The sequence below is a fragment of the Achromobacter sp. K91 genome, assembly GCF_003576205.1.
Taxonomy (GTDB): Bacteria; Pseudomonadota; Gammaproteobacteria; order Burkholderiales; family Burkholderiaceae_B; genus Achromobacter; species Achromobacter aegrifaciens.
In genome coordinates this window covers 1-17,250 of record NZ_QWFB01000045.1, presented here as the reverse complement: position 1 = coordinate 17,250, position 17,250 = coordinate 1, and the positions used below count along the sequence as shown (strand labels likewise).

The window sequence follows — 17,250 nt, the reverse complement described above, 5'->3', positions numbered from 1 at the left end:
CTGCAAATGAAAAAGGCTGCGCAGGGCAGCCTTTTTCATTTCTGCGCGCAGTTTTCAGCTGCGCGTGAACGTCACCTTCTTTTCGACAATGGCGCCGGGCTCCAGCGCTTGCGGCGTATCGCCACAGGCTTCGCCAGCATCTTCCTGCGGATCCTCGGCGTCGAACGCCGTGTCGCCATTGGCGTCCGGCTGGCCAGTAGGCTTCAAACCCACGAAGTCGAACAGGTCGCGGTCCATCAAGTGCGAAGGCACCACGCGCGACAGCGCGTTGAACACGTTCCACGAGCGGCCCGGATGCTGCTTGTCCCATTCCTTGATCATGCGGCCCACTTCCTTGCGCTTCAGGTTCTCTTGCGAACCGCAGAGATTGCAGGGAATGATGGGGAACTGCTTGAGCTCCGCGTAGGCGATCAGGTCGGTTTCCGGCACATAGGCCAGGGGGCGGATCACCGTGTGGCGGCCGTCATCGGACACCAGCTTGGGCGGCATGCCCTTGGCCTTGCCGCCGTAGAACAGGTTCAGGAAGAACGTGCCCAGGATGTCGTCGCGGTGATGGCCCAGCGCGATCTTGGTCGCGCCCAGTTCAGAGGCGACGCGGTACAGGATGCCGCGGCGCAGGCGCGAACAGAGCGAGCACATGGTCTTGCCCTCTTCCAGCACGCGCGTGACGATGGAATACGTATCCTGCGTCTCGATGTGGAAGGGCACGCCCAGTTCCGTCAGGTACTGCGGCAGGATGTGGTCGGGAAAGCCCGGCTGCTTCTGGTCCAGGTTGACCGCGATCAGCTCGAACTTGAAGGGGGCGCGCTTCTGCAGCTGCAGCAGGATGTCCAGGAGCGCGTAGGAATCCTTGCCGCCCGACAGGCAGACCATGACGCGGTCGCCTGCTTCGATCATGTTGTAGTCGGACAGGGCGCGCGTGGTTTCGCGGGCCAGGCGCTTGGTCAGCTTGTTGCCTTCGTGGCGGGCCTTTTCTTCGGCCTCGGTGCGAAAGCGCACCTCAGGGGTAGCGATATCGTTCATGGTCAACGCGTGATCTGGATTTCCACGCCTACCGCCGCGCAGTCGGAAAAGGCCATGGGCTTGCTGATGCGCAGGCGCAGCGCGCGGATTTCCTGGAAGTCGGCCAGCAGGCGCGCCGCGACCTGCTCCGACAGGGTTTCGATCAGGTTCACGTGCGCCTGCGTGCATTCTTCCACGATGGCCTCGCGCAGCCGGCGGTAGTCCAGCACGCTGTGGATGTCGTGGTCGTCGACCGAGCGCTGGATGTCCACGTCGAAGTCGGCGTCGACATGCAGGGGCTGGGTGGCGCGGCGCTCGTGCTCGAGGATGCCGATGCGGGCGTCGAGCGCAAGCCCGGAAAGAATGATGCGGCGTGTAGGCATGATGAAAACCTGGGTGGGGTAGCCCGGAATTGTAAGGCGACAGCGGAACGGGGGCGGCGCGCTGGCTACAATCCGGCCATGTCCGGGCGTCCGTGAGGCGCCGGCGCAGTCAATAAGGGGTGAAATGCAACAGATGCACGATTCGGTCATTGTAGGCGGCGGCCCGGCCGGCGCTTCCTGCGCCCTGTGGTTGGCGCGCCTGGGCCTGTCCCCGCTATTGGTCGAGGCTGGCCCCCGGCTGGGCGGGTTGGGCAATGACAATCCCTTCGCCGACGACTGGATCGCGGTGCTGCCGGGCGTGACCGGACAGCAGGTGGCTGCCAACATCGACGCCAGCGTGCGCGCGGCCGGCGTGCCGCTGCGCCTGGAAACCCGCGTAACCGGGGTGCGTCCCTGCAAAGGCGGCATCGAGGCGACGCTGGCAGACGCAGACGGCGCCGAATCCCTGGTGCGCGGGCGCACCCTGGTGATCGCCTCGGGCGTGCGCGCCAAGGGGCTGCCGGACCACCCGCCGGGCGCATCCTGGCCCGGCGTGCTGATCGGCCCGGGCTCGCCCATCGTGGCGCAGGACTATTCGGGCCTGTCGGTGGCGGTGCTGGGCGGGGGCGACAACGCCTTCGAAAACTACGTTTACGTGCGCAACCGCGGCGCCCGCAGCGTGCATCTCTATGCCCGCAGCGTCCGCGCCCAACAGCAATGGGTGACGCGCGCCGGCCGCGAAGGCGTGCATATCGGCCCATACAAGGTGGACCCCGCCACCCGCAGCGTGGACGGCAAGCAGTACGACCTGATCCTGGTCTTCTACGGCTGGGAGCCTCAGGCCGGCTTTGCCGACAGCCTGCACCTGGCCCGCGACGAGCGCGGCTACATCCGTACGGACTTCGCCACCGCCGAGACCAGCGTGCCCGACATCTACGCCGTGGGCGAGGTGGCGCACCGCATGCATCCCTGCGTGGTGACCTCCATGGCCGACGGCGTAGTCGCGGCCAAGGCCATCCAGCGCCGTTGGGAGCGCGGCGCGGACTAGCTCTTCAGCCTTCGAGCAGGAACTCCAGCACCGCGGCCTCGAAGGCCTGGGGCAGTTCGATGTTCGCCAAATGCACGGCCGGCAGCGTCAGCAGCCTGGCGCCGGGGATGGTTGCGGCGATCTGCTCGCCGTGGCTGGCCGCGGTGACCGTGTCGTGCTGGCCGGCGATGACCAGCGTCGGATTGGGGATCAGCGCCATGGTGCGGCGCAGGTCGAAGTCCCGCACCGCGGCGAATGCGCCCGCCAGGCCATGCTTGTCGGTGTTCAGCAGCATGGCGCGGAACGGTTCGACGGCGGGATTGCTCTGCTGCAGCCAGGCCGCGGGAAACCAGTTCTTCAGGAAGGTCTCGGCCGTTTCCGACATGTTCTCTGCCTGTAGCGTGGCGGCGATGCGCTCGTCCCATTGCGGCGCCGGTCCCAGATAGGCCGAGGTATTGCTGAGGACCAGGCGGTCGATGCGCTGCGGCGCGTGCAGGCCCAGCCATAGTCCGACGATGCCGCCCAGCGACAAGCCCAGGAAATGCGCATGTTCGACGCCCAGGCCGTCCATCAGCTCCAGCACGTCGCGGCCCAGGCGGTCCAGAGAGTAGGGGCCTTGCGGCACGGTGGACGCGCCATGGCCGCGGTAGTCGTAGCGCAGCACGCGGAAGTGGCGTGTCAGCGCGGGAATCTGCGCGTCCCACATGTGCAGGGTGGTGCCGATGGAGTTCGCCAGCACCAGCGTGGGCAGGTCCGCGCGGCCATCGTAGCGGTAGGCGATGCGGGCGCCGTCGCCGGCGGTGTAGTAGGAGATGTCTTGCATGATGATTCGCCTCTGGGTGATGGGTGTAAGGCAAATCGTAGTTGCGCGTCGTTAAAGAAAAAATTACAAAGTTCGCACAATCATTGTCGGAAAAATAGACATGAGCGAATTCACGCTGCACGATCTCCAATGCTTCGATGCGGTGGCGCGCGACGGCGGCTTCCAGGCGGCCGCGGCAACGCTGCACCGCTCGCACCCGGCGGTGTTCGCCGCCGTGGCCAAGCTGGAGCGGCAGCTGGGTCTGGCCTTGCTGGACCGCAGCGGCTACCGCGTGAGCTTGACGGCTGCGGGGCAGTCCTTCCATACGCGTGCGCAATCGCTGCTGCGCGAGCTGACCGCCTTGCGCGCGCACGCCGAGCAACTGGCCATGGGCGAGGAAACCGAACTGCGCATCGTGATCGGCGACTTCTGTCCGCGCCCTTATGTGCTGGGTCTCTTGAGCCGCTTTTTCGCCGACTGCCAGGCCACGCGCCTGGACCTGCACTTCGAGGCCGTGTCCGGGCCGCTGGAACGCCTTTACGACGGCGAGGCCGACCTCATCCTGCATCGCGTCGACAAGAACGATGCCCGCATTGAATGGGTCGACCTGGCCAAGGTGCCTTTCGTGCCCGTGGTGGCGCCCGGCTTTCTGCGTGAGCCCGTGCCGCGTGCTATCAAGCCCGCACTGATGCGCGACTACACGCAATGCGTCATGCGCGACACCGCCAGGCATACGCCGCCGCAGGATTACTTCACCGTGGAAGGCGCGCGCCAGTGCACGGTGGCGGACCAGCTGATGAAGAAGGAAATCATCCTGCAAGGCATGGGCTGGGGCCACATGCCGCGCTTTCTCGTCGATGAGGAACTGCGGGACGGTCGCCTGATCTCGATTGCCAACCGCCATCTGCCGGGCAGCGTCGAAGAACTGGTCGCGGCGCGGCGCACGGACCGCGCGCAAGGCCCGGTCTCGAACCGCTTGTGGCGCTACATGCAGAATGCCGCGCCAGCCTTGCGCCGCGCCTTGGCAGCGAGCCGCGGCCGCTAAGGGAAAATACGCATGGCATAGCGCCACACGCTTCTTCAGAATGCCTTCCAGACGCAAGTTCGTCTTCAAATTTTCGCCGACTGCCAGTGTTGCCAGTCAGGCGTAGGGCAAAAAGGCCCGAGCCGGAATTTCCGGCTCGGGCCTTTTCGTTTTCCGTTTGTCCATCGCTTTTCTTCGAATGGCGTTTCGCTGCGCCGTGGGCGCAGCTTTGCCTGAAGAAACGTGGCAGGCAGCGGGCGGACGGCAGTCGTCGTGATGTGGTGGGCAAAGGCGCCTGCCCAATCCCGGGCAGTTCAGGGCTTGCGTGCAAGCCCCAGCCGGAGGCTTGCCTTCAGAAACGCACAGGAGCGCAACGATGAGCGTATACAACCGCCGCCGCTTTCTGCAGCACAGCGGCTCCATGGTCCTACTGAGCGCCGCGTCGGGGATGGCAGCCTTGCCCCGCCAGGCCTATGCCCAAGACACAGTCAAACTGGGCCTGCTGCATTCGCTGTCCGGCACCATCGCCATCGCCGAGGCGTCGCTGGTGGACGCGGAGAAGCTGGCGATCGAAGAGATCAACGCCTCGGGCGGCGTGATGGGGCGCAAGATCGAACCCGTGGTCGAAGACGGCGCGAGCGAGAATGCCGTGTTTGCCGAGAAGGCGCGCAAGCTGCTCGACCGCGACAAGGTGGCCGCCATCGTGGGCTGCTATACCTCGGCTTCGCGCAAGGCGCTGTTGCCGGTGCTCGCGCGCAGCAAAGGCTTGCTCTACTACCCCACCTATTACGAAGGCCAGGAACAGGACGCGCGGGTGTTCTATCCGTCGCAGGAAGCCACGCAGTCCGTGATCGCGGCGGTGGAGTGGATGGCGCGGGAGAAGGGCAAGACCTTTTTCCTGGTCGGCTCCGACTACATCTATCCGCGCACCTGCAACAAGATCGCCAAGCCGGCCATCGCCCGCATGAATGCCAAGGTGGTGGGCGAGGAGTACGCGCCGCTGGGCCACACCGAGTTCTCTTCCATCATCAACAAGATCAAGGCCGCCAAGCCCGAGTGCATCTACAGCACCGTGGTGGGCGGCTCGAATGTGGCGTTCTACAAGCAGCTGCGCGCGGCCGGCCTGGACGGCACGCGCGTCGTGCTGCTGTCCACCGTGGTGTCCGAAAACGAGATCGAAGGCATCGGCAAGGACAACGCGGCGGGCTACTACGCCTGCATGGGCTACTTCCAGAGCCTGCAGAATCCGGCCAACGAAAAATTCGTCAAGGCCTTCAAGGCCAAGTACGGCCAGGACCGGGTCATCGGCGACCCGATGGAGGTTGCCTACAACAGCGTGTATCTGTGGAAGCTCGGCGTGGAGAAGGCCGGTTCGTTCGATCCCGACAAGGTGATCGCGGCGTCCGCCGGGCTGACGCTCCAGGCGCCGGAGGGGACCGTGCGCGTGCACGAGACCAACCATCACGTCTGGAAGAAGGTGCGGGTGGGCCGGGCGAGGCCGGACGGGCAGTTCGACATTGTCTGGGAATCGGCCGACCTGATCGAGCCCAATCCCTTCCCGAAGCTGTAGCCCGCGCTTGCCAATGCGCGCAAGCCCTTGGCCGGCGGCCTTGCCGCCGGCGCAGCCAGGAACGTGACCATGAATATCGACATCGCGGCAATGCAGCTATTCAACGGGATCAGCCTGTTCAGCATCCTTCTGCTGATGGCGATCGGCCTGGCCGTCGTGTTCGGCCTGATGGGCGTCATCAACATGGCGCACGGCGAGCTGATGGCCATGGGCGCCTACACCACCTATCTGGTCTCGGTGGCGTTCCAGCATTGGGCGCCCGGCTGGATGGACGTCTACCTGTTCGCGGCCATTCCGTTGGCGTTCCTGGTCACCTTCGCATTCGGCTATGGGCTGGAGCGCGGCTTCATCCGCTGGTTCTACAACCGTCCGCTGGACACGCTGCTGGCGACCTGGGGCCTGAGCCTGATCCTGCAGCAGGCCTATCGCTCGCTGTTCGGCGCGCAGGAGGTCAGCGTGCCGCTGGCCTCCTGGCTCAGCGGCGCGTGGGAGCCCACGCCCGACCTGCAGTTCCCGCTGAATCGCATCTTCATCCTGGGCCTGACGCTGCTGGTGGCGGTGGGCGTGTATCTGCTGCTTTACCGCAGCGCTTGGGGACTGCGCGTGCGCGCCGTCACCCAGAATCGCGCGATGGCGGGCGCCGTCGGCATCAACACGCGGCGCGTGGATGCGCTGACCTTCGCGCTGGGCTCCGGCCTGGCGGGCATCGCGGGCTGCGTCTTCACCATGATCGGATCGACCAACCCCGGCACGGGCCAGCTCTACATCGTGGATTCATTCATCGTCGTGGTGTTCGGCGGCGTGCAGAGCTTGCTGGGAACGGCGTTCTCCGGCCTTGCGATCGCACAGTCGCAGACCACGCTGGAGTACCTGATGAGCGGTTCGATGGCCAAGGTCACGATCCTCGTCCTGGTGATCCTGGTCCTCTATTTCCGCCCGAACGGGCTGTTCGCCAACAAGACTCGGGGGTGATGCGATGAAGACCCTGCATCGGAAAACCGAAGAGATCGCGATCCTGCTGGTCGCGGCGCTGATCCTGGCCGTCCTGCCCCTGTCGCTGGATCCGTTCCGGCTGAACCTGGTCGGCAAGTACATGGCGTTCGCCTTCGTGGCGATAGGCATCGTGCTGACCTGGGGCTATAGCGGCGTGCTGAGCCTGGGGCAAGGCATTTTCTTTGGGTTGGGCGGGTACATGATGGCCATGTTCCTGAAGCTGGAGGCGTCCGCGCCGGAGCTGCCCGACTTCATGGTGTGGAGCAGCGTGGAGAGCCTGCCTGTCTGGTGGCAACCGTTCCACTCGCTGACGTTGACGCTGCTGCTGATCGTGGTCCTGCCGGGACTGGCCGCGTACCTGTTTTCGTTGGCGATCTTCCGCAAGCGGGTCAGCGGCGTGTATTTCGCCATCGTGACCCTGGCCCTGGCGATGACGCTGACCGTGCTCATCATCGGCCAGCAGGGGGACACGGGCGGCGCCAACGGCATTACCGACTTCCGCACGCTGCTGGGCTGGGACATCGTCGGCGACGAAGGCAAGCAGGTGCTGTACTTCATCGAAGCCGGCGCACTGGTCGTGGCGATGCTGGCGGCGCTGGCCATCGTGCGCAGCCGGCTGGGCAAGATCCTGATCGCCATCCGAGACCGCGAAGACCGCGTGCGGTTCTCGGGTTACGACACCGCGCACGTAAAGGCCTGCATCTTTTGCGTGGCGGCGGTCCTGTCCTCCATCGGCGGCGCCTTCTTCACGTTGCAAGTGGGGCTGATCTCTCCAGGAGCGATCGGCGTGGTGGCGTCGATCGAGATGGTGATCTATGCGGCCGTCGGCGGCCGGCTGTCGATTCCCGGGGCCGTGGTCGGGGCCTTGCTGATCGGCTTTCTCAAGTCCTACTTGTCAGAGACGTTTCCGGAAGTCTGGCTGTATTTCCTGGGGGCCATCTTCATCGCGGTCGTCGTGGTCATGCCCAACGGCCTGGCCGGCGTGTTCGGCCAGATTCAGGCGCGCCGCGCCGCGGGGAGCGCGCGATGAGTGCCACCCTGGACCTGCAGGAGCCCGCCAGCATGGAAATGAGCAGCGACCGCCCGGCGCCCGGCGCCATCCTGAGCGTCGAGGACCTGACGGTCTCGTTCGATGGCTTTCGCGCAGTGGACGGCCTGAGCCTGCGCGTGGCGCAGGATGAGCTGCGCGTCATCATCGGCCCGAATGGCGCGGGCAAGACCACGCTGCTGGACATCATCTGCGGCAAGACCCGGCCATCGGCGGGCCGCGTTATGTTCCAGGGCCGCGATCTGGTGCGCATGGCGGAATTCGATATCGTGCGGGCCGGCGTCGGGCGCAAGTTCCAGACGCCGTCGGTTTATGAAGACCTGACGGTGCTGGAGAACTTCGAGATCTCGCTGCCGAACGCCCACGGGGTGGTCCGCTCGCTGCGGTTCCGGCGCACGGCGGAAATCCGCGAGCGCATCCAGGACATGGCCGCGCAGGTTTTCCTGCAGGACCGCCTGGCGGAGAAGGCTGGCCGCCTGAGCCATGGACAGAAGCAATGGCTGGAGATCGGCATGCTGCTGATGCAGAACCCGCAGCTGCTGTTGCTGGATGAACCCGTGGCCGGCATGAGTCCGCGCGAACGTGAACAGACGGCCGAGCTCCTGGCGCGCATCTCGCGCGGCAAGTCGATGGTGGTCATCGAGCACGACATGGATTTCGTCAAGCGCATCGCGCACAAGGTCACGGTGTTGCACCAGGGACGTTTGCTGAGCGAAGGCACGGTGGGCGAAGTGCAGGCCGACCCGCGTGTGCTGGACGTGTACCTGGGCCATTGAGAGGAGGACGCGCCATGTTCCGGATCGACAGGTTGAACGTGAGTTACGGCGAATCGCACGTCGTCCACGATGTGTGCTTCGAAGTTGCGCCCCGGGAATCCGTGGCCATCATGGGCCGCAATGGCATGGGCAAGACTACCTTGCTCAAGGCGCTGATCGGCATGCTGCGGTCGGGCTCGGGCAGCATCCGGCTGGACGGCGTGGAGCTGGCCGGCATGGAGAGCTACCAGCGCGTGCGCAACGGGCTGGCCTTCGTGCCGCAAGGCAGGATGATCTTTCCCTTCCTGACCGTGGAGCAGAACATCCTGACCGGCGCGGAGCGCAGCGGCCTGAAGGCCGTGCCGGAATACCTGTACCGCTTTTTCCCGGTGCTGCACGAGATGCGCCGGCGCAAGGGCGGCAACCTGTCCGGCGGGCAGCAGCAGCAACTGGCGATCGCCCGCGCGCTGATTTCCGATCCGCGCGTGCTGATCCTGGACGAGCCCACCGAAGGCATCCAGCCCTCCATCATCAAGGACATCGCACGGATCCTGAACGCGCTGCGCGAGGAGCGCGGCTTCGCCATCGTCGTGTCGGAACAGATGCTGAGCTTCGCGCTGGACCTGGCCGACCGCTTCCTGGTGATAGACCGGGGCCGCATCGTGCACGAGGCCTGCCGCGAGAGCCTGGACCAGGACAAAGTCAGATCTTTCCTGACGGTATGACCGTCAACCACCGAGGAGCATTGTCATGAGACACGGAGATATCTCCAGCAGCAACGATTGCGTGGGCGTGGCCGTCGTGAACTACAAGATGCCGCGGCTGCATACCCGCGCGGAGGTGATGGAGAACGCCCGCAAGATCGCCGACATGGTCGTGGGCATGAAGCGCGGCCTGCCCGGCATGGACCTGGTCATCTTCCCCGAGTACTCCACCCACGGCATCATGTACGACGCCAAGGAAATGTACGAAACCGCTTCGGCCATTCCGGGCGAAGAGACCGCTGTGTTCGCCGACGCCTGCCGCAAGGCCAACGTATGGGGCGTGTTTTCGCTGACGGGCGAGCGCCACGAAGAGCACCCGAACAAGGCGCCGTACAACACGCTCATCCTGATGAACAACAAGGGCGAGATCGTGCAGAAGTACCGCAAGATCATGCCCTGGGTGCCGATCGAAGGCTGGTATCCGGGCGATTGCACCTATGTGTCGGAAGGCCCCAAGGGACTGAAGATCAGCCTCATCATCTGCGACGACGGCAATTACCCCGAGATCTGGCGCGATTGCGCCATGCGCGGCGCCGAGCTGATCGTGCGTTGCCAGGGATATATGTACCCGGCCAAGGACCAGCAGGTCATGGTGTCCAAGGCCATGGCGTGGATGAACAACGTCTACGTGGCGGTGGCCAATGCCGCGGGCTTCGACGGCGTGTATTCCTACTTCGGCCATTCGGCCATCATCGGCTTCGACGGCCGCACGCTGGGCGAATGCGGTGAAGAAGACATGGGCGTGCAGTACGCCGAGCTCTCCACCAGCCTGATCCGCGACGCGCGCAAGAACATGCAGTCGCAGAACCACTTGTTCAAGCTGGTGCACCGCGGCTACACCGGCAAGATCAATTCCGGCGAAGAGACCACCGGCGTCGCGGCATGCCCGTACAACTTCTACGCCAACTGGATCAACGATCCGGAGGGCACGCGCAAGATGGTCGAATCCTTCACCCGGTCCACCGTGGGTACGCCGGAGTGCCCCATGGACGGCATACCCAACGAGGACGCCAAGCACCGCTAGGCGTGCCTGCCGACCATCCGGTCCGTCCGGCCCGCCGCGCCGGACGGACGATTCCCGAGGACATGAACCGTGCCGTCTCCGCTCGAAACCTACCGGATTGCGCAAGAACCCTTCTACCGTCCCTCCGGGCGGGAAACCGCGCTGTACGAACATGCGTACGCGCACCGGCTGCCCATGATCCTGAAGGGCCCCACCGGTTGCGGCAAGACGCGCTTCGTGGAGTACATGGCCTGGAAGCTGGGACGCCCGCTGGTCACGCTGGCGTGCAACGAGGACATGACCGCTTCCGACCTGGTGGGCCGCTACCTGCTGGACGCTGACGGCACCGCATGGCACGACGGCCCGCTGACGCAGGCCGTGCGCCATGGCGGCATCTGCTACCTGGACGAGATCGTCGAAGCGCGCCAGGACACTACGGTGGTCATCCATCCGCTGACCGACGCGAGGCGCATCCTGCCCCTGGACAAGAAGGGCGAGGTGGTGCGGGCCCATCCCGACTTCCAACTGGTGGTGTCCTACAACCCCGGCTACCAAAGCAGCGCCAAGGATCTCAAGCCCTCTACCCGGCAGCGCTTCGTGGCGCTGGATTTCGACTATCCGGAGCCCGGGCGCGAAGCGGAGATCGTGGCGCACGAGGCCGGCATAGACACCGGCTTGGCGCAGCGGCTGGTGCGGATCGCGCACAGTTCGCGCGAACTCAAGCGCCATGGGTTGGACGAGGGCGTGTCCACCCGCATGCTGATCTACGCCGGCATCCTCATCCGCGACGGCGTCAGCCCCGCCGAGAGCTGCGACATGACGATGACGCGCGCGCTGACCGACGACCCCGACATGGCCGCGGCGCTGCGGGCGCTGGTCGACGCGAACCTGGAATGAACATGCGAGCCGTCCTGTCCGCGGGGGAAGGGGCTGGCGCCGGCGCAGGCCTGGCCGGGACGCTGGATGACAAACTGCGCCGGCTGGCTGCGCGCAGCGGCGAGGACCAGGCGGTTCAAGCGCGGCGCTGGATCGACGCGCTGCACGGCGAAGACCCCGATTGCGCTGCCGCGGTGGCAGAGCGGTTCGACCAGTTGATGGCGAAGTTGACGGCCGGCGGGCTGGGGCGCTGGATGCTGGCGGGCCTGCGGCGCTACGAGCGCCAGCCCGGTCCTCTGCGCGCATATTTCCAACTGCGCGACGCCTACGCCCGCGAGGCCTTGAACGGCGAAGCAGGCGCGCCGGAACTGGAAGCCGCGCAGGCCAGGCTGGCGTGGCTCTTGTGCGGCCTGTCGGGCAGGGGCATGGCGGTCGAAGCCTTGCGGCGTCCGGCGCTGGACGGCCCGCCGTCGCGCCCCATCCTCGCGCCCTCGCACCTGCTGGTGCCGGACAGCTACACCGTGCTGGACGGCGCCGACCGCTGGGCGCTGTACCGCGCGGCGGTGGCGCATGCGGCCGCCCATCTGCGTTACTCGCCAGCGGCGCAGCCGGTACTGAGCCTCAAGCCCATGGGCGTGGCGGTGGTATCCGCCATAGAGGATGCGCGGGTGGAGCGGCTGCTGGCGGCCGACTATCCCGGCGTGCGGCGCTGGTTCCTGTCCTTCGTGCCGCCGCCGCCCGATCCGGCGGACTTGGGATTCGCGGCCCTGATCCAGCGCATGAGCCGGCTGTTGATGGATCCGTCGCTGCACGACGACAACCATTGGGTGAACAAGGCGCGCACGTTATTCGAGGCGCAGGCCGCCGACCTGCGTGACACGGCGGCCTTCCGTCGCCTGGCGTCGGTGCTGGCGAATGACCTGGGCCAGATGCGGGTGCGCTTCAATCCACAGCAGTACGCCGTACCCGTGCCCTACCGCGACGACAACGCCTATCTGTGGGACTACGGCGACGCGGCAGAGCCGCCGCCTGAGCTGACCCTGGGGTCGCAGGGTGTGGCGCCCGAGCGGCGCGACGCCGCGCCGCAAGGCCAGGAGCAGCCCGCGCGAGCGGCCAGCGAAACGGAACTGGGACGCTACCGTTATCCCGAATGGGACTACAAGCTGGACCGAAGCCGGCCGGACTGGTGCACCGTGATCGAGAAGCTGCCGGGTTGGACCGGCATGCCGCCGCCCGCGCCCGCCGGACCCGCGCAGCGCCTGGCCCTGCCGCAGTCGCGCCGCCTGAGCCGCGCGCGCCGTCTGAGGCGCCAATGGGAGGGCGATGACATCGACCTGAACGCCGCGATCGAGGTCCTGATCGACCGGCGCCTGGACCTGGCGCCCGACGCCCGCTTCTTCATGCGCCCGGGCAGCCAGCCCTGCGCCAGCAGCACGCTGGTGCTGCTGGACCTGTCGGCCTCGGCCAACGACCTGGCGTCCGACGCAGGGGCGACAGTGCTGGAATTGGAGAAGCGGGCGGCGATGCTGCTGGCGCAGGCCACATCAGGCGAAGGCGACCTGATCGCCGTGCACGGCTTTTGTTCGGACACGCGGGCGGCGGTGTACTACTACCGCCTGCTTGAATCCGGCGCCCCGGTCGCGGCGGCGTTGGGCCGCATAGGCGGCGCCCAGGCCCGTTATTCAACGCGCCTGGGCGCGGCGCTGCGGCATGCCGGCGCGCTGGCGCTGCAGGCGCCGGGAGAGCGGCGCGCCATCATCGTCGTCACCGACGGCGAACCCTCCGATGTCGATGTGCACGACCCGCGCTATTTGGTGGACGATGCGCGCGAGGCGGTGCTGGAACTGCGCGGGCGAGGCGTCAGCGTGCATTGCGTCGCGTTGGACGCGCAGGCCGAACCGCAGTTGCGCGCGATGTTCGGCTTTCGCGGTTACCGGATCGTGACGAACCCGGCGGCATTGCCGCAGGCGCTGGTTCGCGCCTATGCCAGGACCGCGCCATGACCACCCCAGGAATCCACGTGTTGACGGCGGCTGCGGCTGTGCTGAAACTGATGAACTCGACAAAGGATGGATGTCCGCGCCAGCGGGCCTCCCGATCATGGCAAACAAAGATCCTATCCGCGTAGGCGTGCTGTTTTCCGAAACAGGTGCCACATCGACCATAGGCCGGTCCCAGCTCCATGGCACCTTGCTGGCCATCGACGAGATCAACGAGGCGGGCGGGGTCGACGGCCGCGAGATCGTGCCGGTGCGCTACGACCCGAGATCGGACCCCGCCACCTACAGCGTGCTGGCTGAAAGACTCATCACGCAAGACCGCGTCAACGTCATATTCGGCTGCTACATGTCCAGCAGCCGCAAGGCCGTGCTGCCGGTGGTCGAGAAATGGAACCGCCTGCTGTTCTACCCGACGCTGTACGAAGGGTTCGAGTTTTCGAACAACATCATCTACACCGGCGCCGCGCCCAACCAGAACAGCGTGCAACTGGCCGAATTCATGACCGCCAACTTCGGCGCGCGGGTCTACCTGATCGGTTCGGACTACATCTATCCCTACGAGTCCAACCGCATCATGGGCGAACTCGTGCTGCAGCGGCAGGACAGCGCCAAGCTGGGCGAACGCTATGTGCCTTTGACCGCGACGGAACGCGACTACCGGGAGATCCTGGACGACATCCGCAACAAGCGTCCGGACTTCATTTTCTCCACGGTGGTGGGCAATTCCACGGCCTGCCTGTACCGCGCCTACGCGGACGCGGGCTTCGATCCGAAGACCATGCCCATCGCCAGCCTGACGACGTCCGAAGCGGAGATCTCCCAGATGGAGCCCGAGGTCGCCGCCGGCCACTTCACTTCCGCGCCGTATTTCCAATCCATCGATTCCGACATCAACCGGCGCTGCCTGGAACGATTGCGGCGGCGCTTCGGGCATGACTGCGTGCCCAATCTCTGCTGGGAAGCGGCGTACTTCCAGATGCACATCTTCGCCAACGCTTTCCGCGACACCGGCACCGACGAGATCGCGCAGATCCTGCCGCGCGTGCTGCAAAGCGAATTCCAGGCGCCCCAGGGCCGCGTGCGCATCGACCCCACCAACCACCACACCTGCCTGTATCCGCGCGTCGGCCGGGTCAACGGCAAGGGCCAGTTCACCATCGTGCGCGAGGCCACGCGGCCCGTGCATCCCGATCCGTACCTGGTCACCCATTCGCTGGGCGACTGGACGGCCACCCTGAGTTCGCTGGATATCTGATGGGCGATACCGCCAGCCGCCAGCGCGCGGAGCGCGCGACGCCATCCCTGCTCAAGGACCTGCGTACGCTGCGGATCGCCGTCTATCATCCCGACGACGCCGACGGCCGCCAACTGACGCAGCAGCTGCAACGGATCGGCTGTCAGGTGCAGACCTTCTGGCCTCCGGCGCCCACGTTGCCCGAAGGGCTGGACGCGGTGTTCCTGGCCGTGCGGCCAGATGTGATCGACCTGGGCTTCGAATGGGCCAAGAGCGAAGACGCGCCCATGGTCATCGCCATCGTCACCTACGAAAATCCGACCATCGTCGAGGCCGTGTTGCGCATCGGCGCGAAAGCAGTGCTGCCTTCGCCCGTGCGCTCGTTCGGCCTGTTGTCTTCATTGGTGGTGGCGCGCCAGGTCTACGACGACATCAAGTCGCATGCCCGGCGCCTGCGCAAGCTGGAGGGAAAACTCCTGGGCGTGCGCCGCATCGCGGAAGCCAAGAGCATCCTCATGCGCACGCGCAACGTCACCGAGGACCAGGCCTACGACCTGATCCGCGAGCAGGCCATGAACAAGCGCGTCACTACTGAAGAAATCGCCGGCGCCATCGTCAACGCCAACGAAATCCTTTCGCTGGGCAAGTAGGGCGCGCCGCGCAGCTTCAGTACTTGCCCGTCAGCAACTCGCCCGCGTTGGGCACGCGCGCTTCCAGGTCCAGCACCTTCAGCATGCGATAGACGGTGGCCGCGGCCGCCGTCACCACCGGCAGACCCAGGCGGTCCTGCACCGGCTGAATCGACGCCAGGGACGGCATCTGCACGCAGGCGGACAGCACCACTGCGTCCACGCCGCGCGTGTTCAGGCGTTCCACGTGGCTGGCCGGCGCCATCGGATCCTGCGCGCCAACCTTCAGGTTGTCGGGAATCTCCAGCGACAGGCTGTCCTGCACCTCGATGCCTTCGTTCTCGATGTAGTCCACCACCAGCTTGGTCAGCGGCTTCATGTAGGGCGTCAGGATAGCGACCTTGCGCGCGCCGATGGCGTGCAGGCCCTCCACCAGCGCGCCTGCGCTGGAGATCACCGGCGCCGGCGCGCCGTTGTCCACCGTGGCCTGGTGCAGGCGTTCCTGCGAGACGCGGTGATAGCCGAGCCCTTGGCTCATGATCGCCACCAGGCAGGCATAGCCCAGCACGTCCACGCGTGCATCGGACAGTTCCTGTGCGCAACGGTCCGACTCCCGGTCCATCGACGCCAGTTCCGCCGCCGTCACCTGCTTCATGCGCATGCGGCTGGAATGGAAAGTGAAACGCTCCGGCGCGATGGTCTCGCGCAGGCGCAGCATGGCCGGGATTTCCGTTTCCATGGTGGTGTTGGAACTGGGGACGATCTGGCCGATGCGCAGGGCGCGGGGGGATGCGGTCATGGCGATGCTCCTCGAAAGGCGTAAGAGGGCCGGCCCGCGGCGGCGCGCGGGAACCCGGCAATGCGGAATACGGATGTCAGCCGGTGGCAGTGCCTGCGGCGGTGAGCGCTGGTCTCATGGCAGGTCCCCGGATGTTTGTCGTGTGCTCTATCGGCAAGGCTTATTCTGGTCGCCGGGAACGATATTTTCCAATATAGTTTTTATCTGGTTTGATATCTTTCCCAAATAACTGGCCGCCATGGAAATCCGCCAACTCCGTTATTTCGCCGTGCTGGCCGAAGAGCTGAACTTCACCCGGGCCGCCGCGCGCCTGCACATCTCGCAACCGCCGCTCAGCCTCCAGATCGCGCAGCTGGAGCGCGAACTCGAGGTCAAGCTGTTCGACCGCAACAACCGCCGCGTCACCCTGACCGAAGCCGGCGAAGCCTTTCTCAACGACGTGCGTGCGCTCCTCGCCAGCCTGAAGGACGCCACCGTCCGAGCCCGCGCCGTGGACCAGGGCCTGGCCGGCCGCATCGAGGTCGGCCTGTCCGGCTCGCACTTCATGGGCCCGGTACCCGCGCTGATCGCCCGCTACAAGGCCTCCCACCCCCAGGTCTCAGTCCTGCTCAACGAAATGAACCCCGCCGCGCAACTGGACGCGCTGCGCGGCCACCGCATCGACGTCAGCATCTCCCGCACCGCCGTCGACGACGAGGAACTACAGTCCATGCCCCTATGGCCTGATCCCGTCGTGGCCGTGCTCCCCAAGGGCCACCCTCTGTCCGCCCGCAAGCGGCTGGCGCTCGGCGACCTCGCCGGCGAGGCCTTCGTCATGCTGCGCCAGGACACCTCCGCCTTCGCCCGCACGCTGGCCGAAACCTGCGCGCGCGCCGGCCTGCCCCTGTCCGCCGCCCAAACCGTCGCCGAAGTCCCGGCCCAGCTGGCTCTGGTCGCCGCGGGCCTGGGGGTGGCCTTGGTGCCGCGTTCCACATGCCGCCATGCAACCGACCGCATTGCCGTTTGCACGCTGCCCGCCGACATCGCGCGCGCCATGGTCTACGCCGTCACACGCCGGCAAGGACGCAGGCGCGCACTGGACACGTTCCTGCAAACCGCTGCCCAGATGCAGGAGGCATGATGGCAACCGCGCAGCATCCCCCGAAACTGCAAGACATCGCGTAAGCCCCCAAAGGCCGCCCGCGCGGCCGGCCGGGGGCGGGCATTACAAGATCCTCGCCACTATCCCCGACCGAGGCGAGAACGCCAAGAACACAGCTCGCCCCAGGTCGCGTCAAGATTCAAACAGCACAGCCTGGCGCGGCGGCCCGGCCGGTGGCGCGGGGCGTCGATAAGCCCAAGGGCTGTCTCTTATACACATCT

At 66.1% G+C, this 17,250-nt stretch carries 17 protein-coding genes; 13 read left to right on the top strand and 4 right to left on the bottom strand.

All coding sequences use genetic code 11. From position 1 onward, the window contains the following. Positions 1-54: 54 nt before the first annotated feature. Together ttcA and folB are read right to left on the bottom strand one after the other, a co-directional pair. Entirely contained in the window at positions 55-1,023 is a 969-nt protein-coding gene (gene ttcA / locus DXK93_RS22790; RefSeq protein WP_054455226.1) for a tRNA 2-thiocytidine(32) synthetase TtcA, read from the bottom strand. Between the two features lie 2 nt (positions 1,024-1,025). Further along, the gene (gene folB, locus DXK93_RS22785) at positions 1,026-1,385 is read right to left on the bottom strand and encodes a dihydroneopterin aldolase (protein WP_008164827.1); all 360 of its coding nucleotides are present in this window, start codon (positions 1,383-1,385) and stop codon (positions 1,026-1,028) included. A 124-nt stretch (positions 1,386-1,509) separates the two neighbouring features. On the opposite strand from folB, the gene DXK93_RS22780 reads away from it, so the two are divergent. After that, the gene (locus DXK93_RS22780; protein ID WP_054455224.1) at positions 1,510-2,412 is read left to right on the top strand and encodes an NAD(P)/FAD-dependent oxidoreductase; all 903 of its coding nucleotides are present in this window, start codon (positions 1,510-1,512) and stop codon (positions 2,410-2,412) included. A gap of 4 nt (positions 2,413-2,416) precedes the next feature. Here DXK93_RS22780 and pcaD read toward each other — a convergent pair whose 3' ends face one another. Further along, the gene (gene pcaD, locus DXK93_RS22775; RefSeq protein ID WP_119451203.1) at positions 2,417-3,214 is read right to left on the bottom strand and encodes a 3-oxoadipate enol-lactonase; all 798 of its coding nucleotides are present in this window, start codon (positions 3,212-3,214) and stop codon (positions 2,417-2,419) included. 100 nt (positions 3,215-3,314) lie between these two features. Here pcaD and DXK93_RS22770 point away from each other — a divergent pair, with 100 nt between their 5' ends. From DXK93_RS22770 to DXK93_RS22720, 11 genes are all read left to right on the top strand, one after another. Beyond that, complete coding sequence (locus DXK93_RS22770; RefSeq protein WP_119451202.1) at positions 3,315-4,238, top strand: LysR family transcriptional regulator; 924 nt, start codon at positions 3,315-3,317, stop codon at positions 4,236-4,238. 355 nt (positions 4,239-4,593) lie between these two features. Further along, positions 4,594-5,787 carry an urea ABC transporter substrate-binding protein gene (gene urtA, locus DXK93_RS22765; RefSeq protein ID WP_059377226.1) on the top strand — a complete coding sequence of 398 codons (1,194 nt, stop codon included), beginning with the start codon at positions 4,594-4,596 and terminating at the stop codon, positions 5,785-5,787. A 69-nt stretch (positions 5,788-5,856) separates the two neighbouring features. After that, complete coding sequence (gene urtB / locus DXK93_RS22760; RefSeq protein ID WP_054455216.1) at positions 5,857-6,759, top strand: urea ABC transporter permease subunit UrtB; 903 nt, start codon at positions 5,857-5,859, stop codon at positions 6,757-6,759. Between the two features lie 4 nt (positions 6,760-6,763). Beyond that, positions 6,764-7,810, top strand: a complete 1,047-nt coding sequence (gene urtC, locus DXK93_RS22755) for an urea ABC transporter permease subunit UrtC (RefSeq protein ID WP_119451201.1) — start codon at positions 6,764-6,766, stop codon at positions 7,808-7,810. A gap of 32 nt (positions 7,811-7,842) precedes the next feature. After that, on the top strand, positions 7,843-8,604 hold the full coding sequence (gene urtD, locus DXK93_RS22750) for an urea ABC transporter ATP-binding protein UrtD (protein ID WP_082401110.1): 762 nt from the start codon (positions 7,843-7,845) through the stop codon (positions 8,602-8,604). Positions 8,605-8,618: 14 nt separating this feature from the next. Beyond that, positions 8,619-9,308: an urea ABC transporter ATP-binding subunit UrtE gene (urtE, locus tag DXK93_RS22745; protein ID WP_054455212.1), complete on the top strand. Its 690-nt coding sequence runs from the start codon at positions 8,619-8,621 to the stop codon at positions 9,306-9,308. A 25-nt stretch (positions 9,309-9,333) separates the two neighbouring features. Then, entirely contained in the window at positions 9,334-10,371 is a 1,038-nt protein-coding gene (locus DXK93_RS22740; RefSeq protein ID WP_119451200.1) for an aliphatic amidase, read from the top strand. 69 nt (positions 10,372-10,440) lie between these two features. After that, on the top strand, positions 10,441-11,247 hold the full coding sequence (locus DXK93_RS22735; RefSeq protein WP_054455209.1) for a CbbQ/NirQ/NorQ/GpvN family protein: 807 nt from the start codon (positions 10,441-10,443) through the stop codon (positions 11,245-11,247). Between the two features lie 2 nt (positions 11,248-11,249). Further along, positions 11,250-13,229, top strand: a complete 1,980-nt coding sequence (locus DXK93_RS22730) for a nitric oxide reductase activation protein NorD (RefSeq protein WP_225590430.1) — start codon at positions 11,250-11,252, stop codon at positions 13,227-13,229. Positions 13,230-13,326: 97 nt separating this feature from the next. After that, positions 13,327-14,481 (top strand): transporter substrate-binding domain-containing protein, encoded by a 1,155-nt coding sequence (locus DXK93_RS22725; RefSeq protein WP_054455892.1) that lies wholly within the window; start codon positions 13,327-13,329, stop codon positions 14,479-14,481. Next, positions 14,481-15,110, top strand: a complete 630-nt coding sequence (locus DXK93_RS22720; RefSeq protein WP_054455204.1) for an ANTAR domain-containing response regulator — start codon at positions 14,481-14,483, stop codon at positions 15,108-15,110. The genes DXK93_RS22725 and DXK93_RS22720 overlap by 1 nt, the downstream gene beginning before the upstream one ends. A 16-nt stretch (positions 15,111-15,126) precedes the next feature. Here the strand turns inward: DXK93_RS22720 and DXK93_RS22715 are convergent, their stop codons facing one another. Beyond that, positions 15,127-15,888 (bottom strand): aspartate/glutamate racemase family protein, encoded by a 762-nt coding sequence (locus tag DXK93_RS22715; protein ID WP_054455202.1) that lies wholly within the window; start codon positions 15,886-15,888, stop codon positions 15,127-15,129. 238 nt (positions 15,889-16,126) lie between these two features. Between DXK93_RS22715 and DXK93_RS22710 the strand changes: the two genes are divergently transcribed. After that, the gene (locus DXK93_RS22710) at positions 16,127-17,008 is read left to right on the top strand and encodes a LysR substrate-binding domain-containing protein (RefSeq protein WP_119451198.1); all 882 of its coding nucleotides are present in this window, start codon (positions 16,127-16,129) and stop codon (positions 17,006-17,008) included. The last annotated feature ends 242 nt before the right edge of the window (positions 17,009-17,250 follow it).

What these genes read in the sequence shown, in the direction of transcription:
- ttcA (WP_054455226.1), bottom strand. Translation starts at nt 1,023, where the DNA reads ATGAACGATATCGCTACCCCTGAGGTGCGCTTTCGCACCGAGGCCGAA.
- folB (WP_008164827.1), bottom strand. Translation starts at nt 1,385, where the DNA reads ATGCCTACACGCCGCATCATTCTTTCCGGGCTTGCGCTCGACGCCCGC.
- DXK93_RS22780 (WP_054455224.1), top strand. Translation starts at nt 1,510, where the DNA reads ATGCAACAGATGCACGATTCGGTCATTGTAGGCGGCGGCCCGGCCGGC.
- pcaD (WP_119451203.1), bottom strand. Translation starts at nt 3,214, where the DNA reads ATGCAAGACATCTCCTACTACACCGCCGGCGACGGCGCCCGCATCGCC.
- DXK93_RS22770 (WP_119451202.1), top strand. Translation starts at nt 3,315, where the DNA reads ATGAGCGAATTCACGCTGCACGATCTCCAATGCTTCGATGCGGTGGCG.
- urtA (WP_059377226.1), top strand. Translation starts at nt 4,594, where the DNA reads ATGAGCGTATACAACCGCCGCCGCTTTCTGCAGCACAGCGGCTCCATG.
- urtB (WP_054455216.1), top strand. Translation starts at nt 5,857, where the DNA reads ATGAATATCGACATCGCGGCAATGCAGCTATTCAACGGGATCAGCCTG.
- urtC (WP_119451201.1), top strand. Translation starts at nt 6,764, where the DNA reads ATGAAGACCCTGCATCGGAAAACCGAAGAGATCGCGATCCTGCTGGTC.
- urtD (WP_082401110.1), top strand. Translation starts at nt 7,843, where the DNA reads ATGGAAATGAGCAGCGACCGCCCGGCGCCCGGCGCCATCCTGAGCGTC.
- urtE (WP_054455212.1), top strand. Translation starts at nt 8,619, where the DNA reads ATGTTCCGGATCGACAGGTTGAACGTGAGTTACGGCGAATCGCACGTC.
- DXK93_RS22740 (WP_119451200.1), top strand. Translation starts at nt 9,334, where the DNA reads ATGAGACACGGAGATATCTCCAGCAGCAACGATTGCGTGGGCGTGGCC.
- DXK93_RS22730 (WP_225590430.1), top strand. Translation starts at nt 11,250, where the DNA reads ATGCGAGCCGTCCTGTCCGCGGGGGAAGGGGCTGGCGCCGGCGCAGGC.
- DXK93_RS22725 (WP_054455892.1), top strand. Translation starts at nt 13,327, where the DNA reads ATGGCAAACAAAGATCCTATCCGCGTAGGCGTGCTGTTTTCCGAAACA.
- DXK93_RS22720 (WP_054455204.1), top strand. Translation starts at nt 14,481, where the DNA reads ATGGGCGATACCGCCAGCCGCCAGCGCGCGGAGCGCGCGACGCCATCC.
- DXK93_RS22715 (WP_054455202.1), bottom strand. Translation starts at nt 15,888, where the DNA reads ATGACCGCATCCCCCCGCGCCCTGCGCATCGGCCAGATCGTCCCCAGT.
- DXK93_RS22710 (WP_119451198.1), top strand. Translation starts at nt 16,127, where the DNA reads ATGGAAATCCGCCAACTCCGTTATTTCGCCGTGCTGGCCGAAGAGCTG.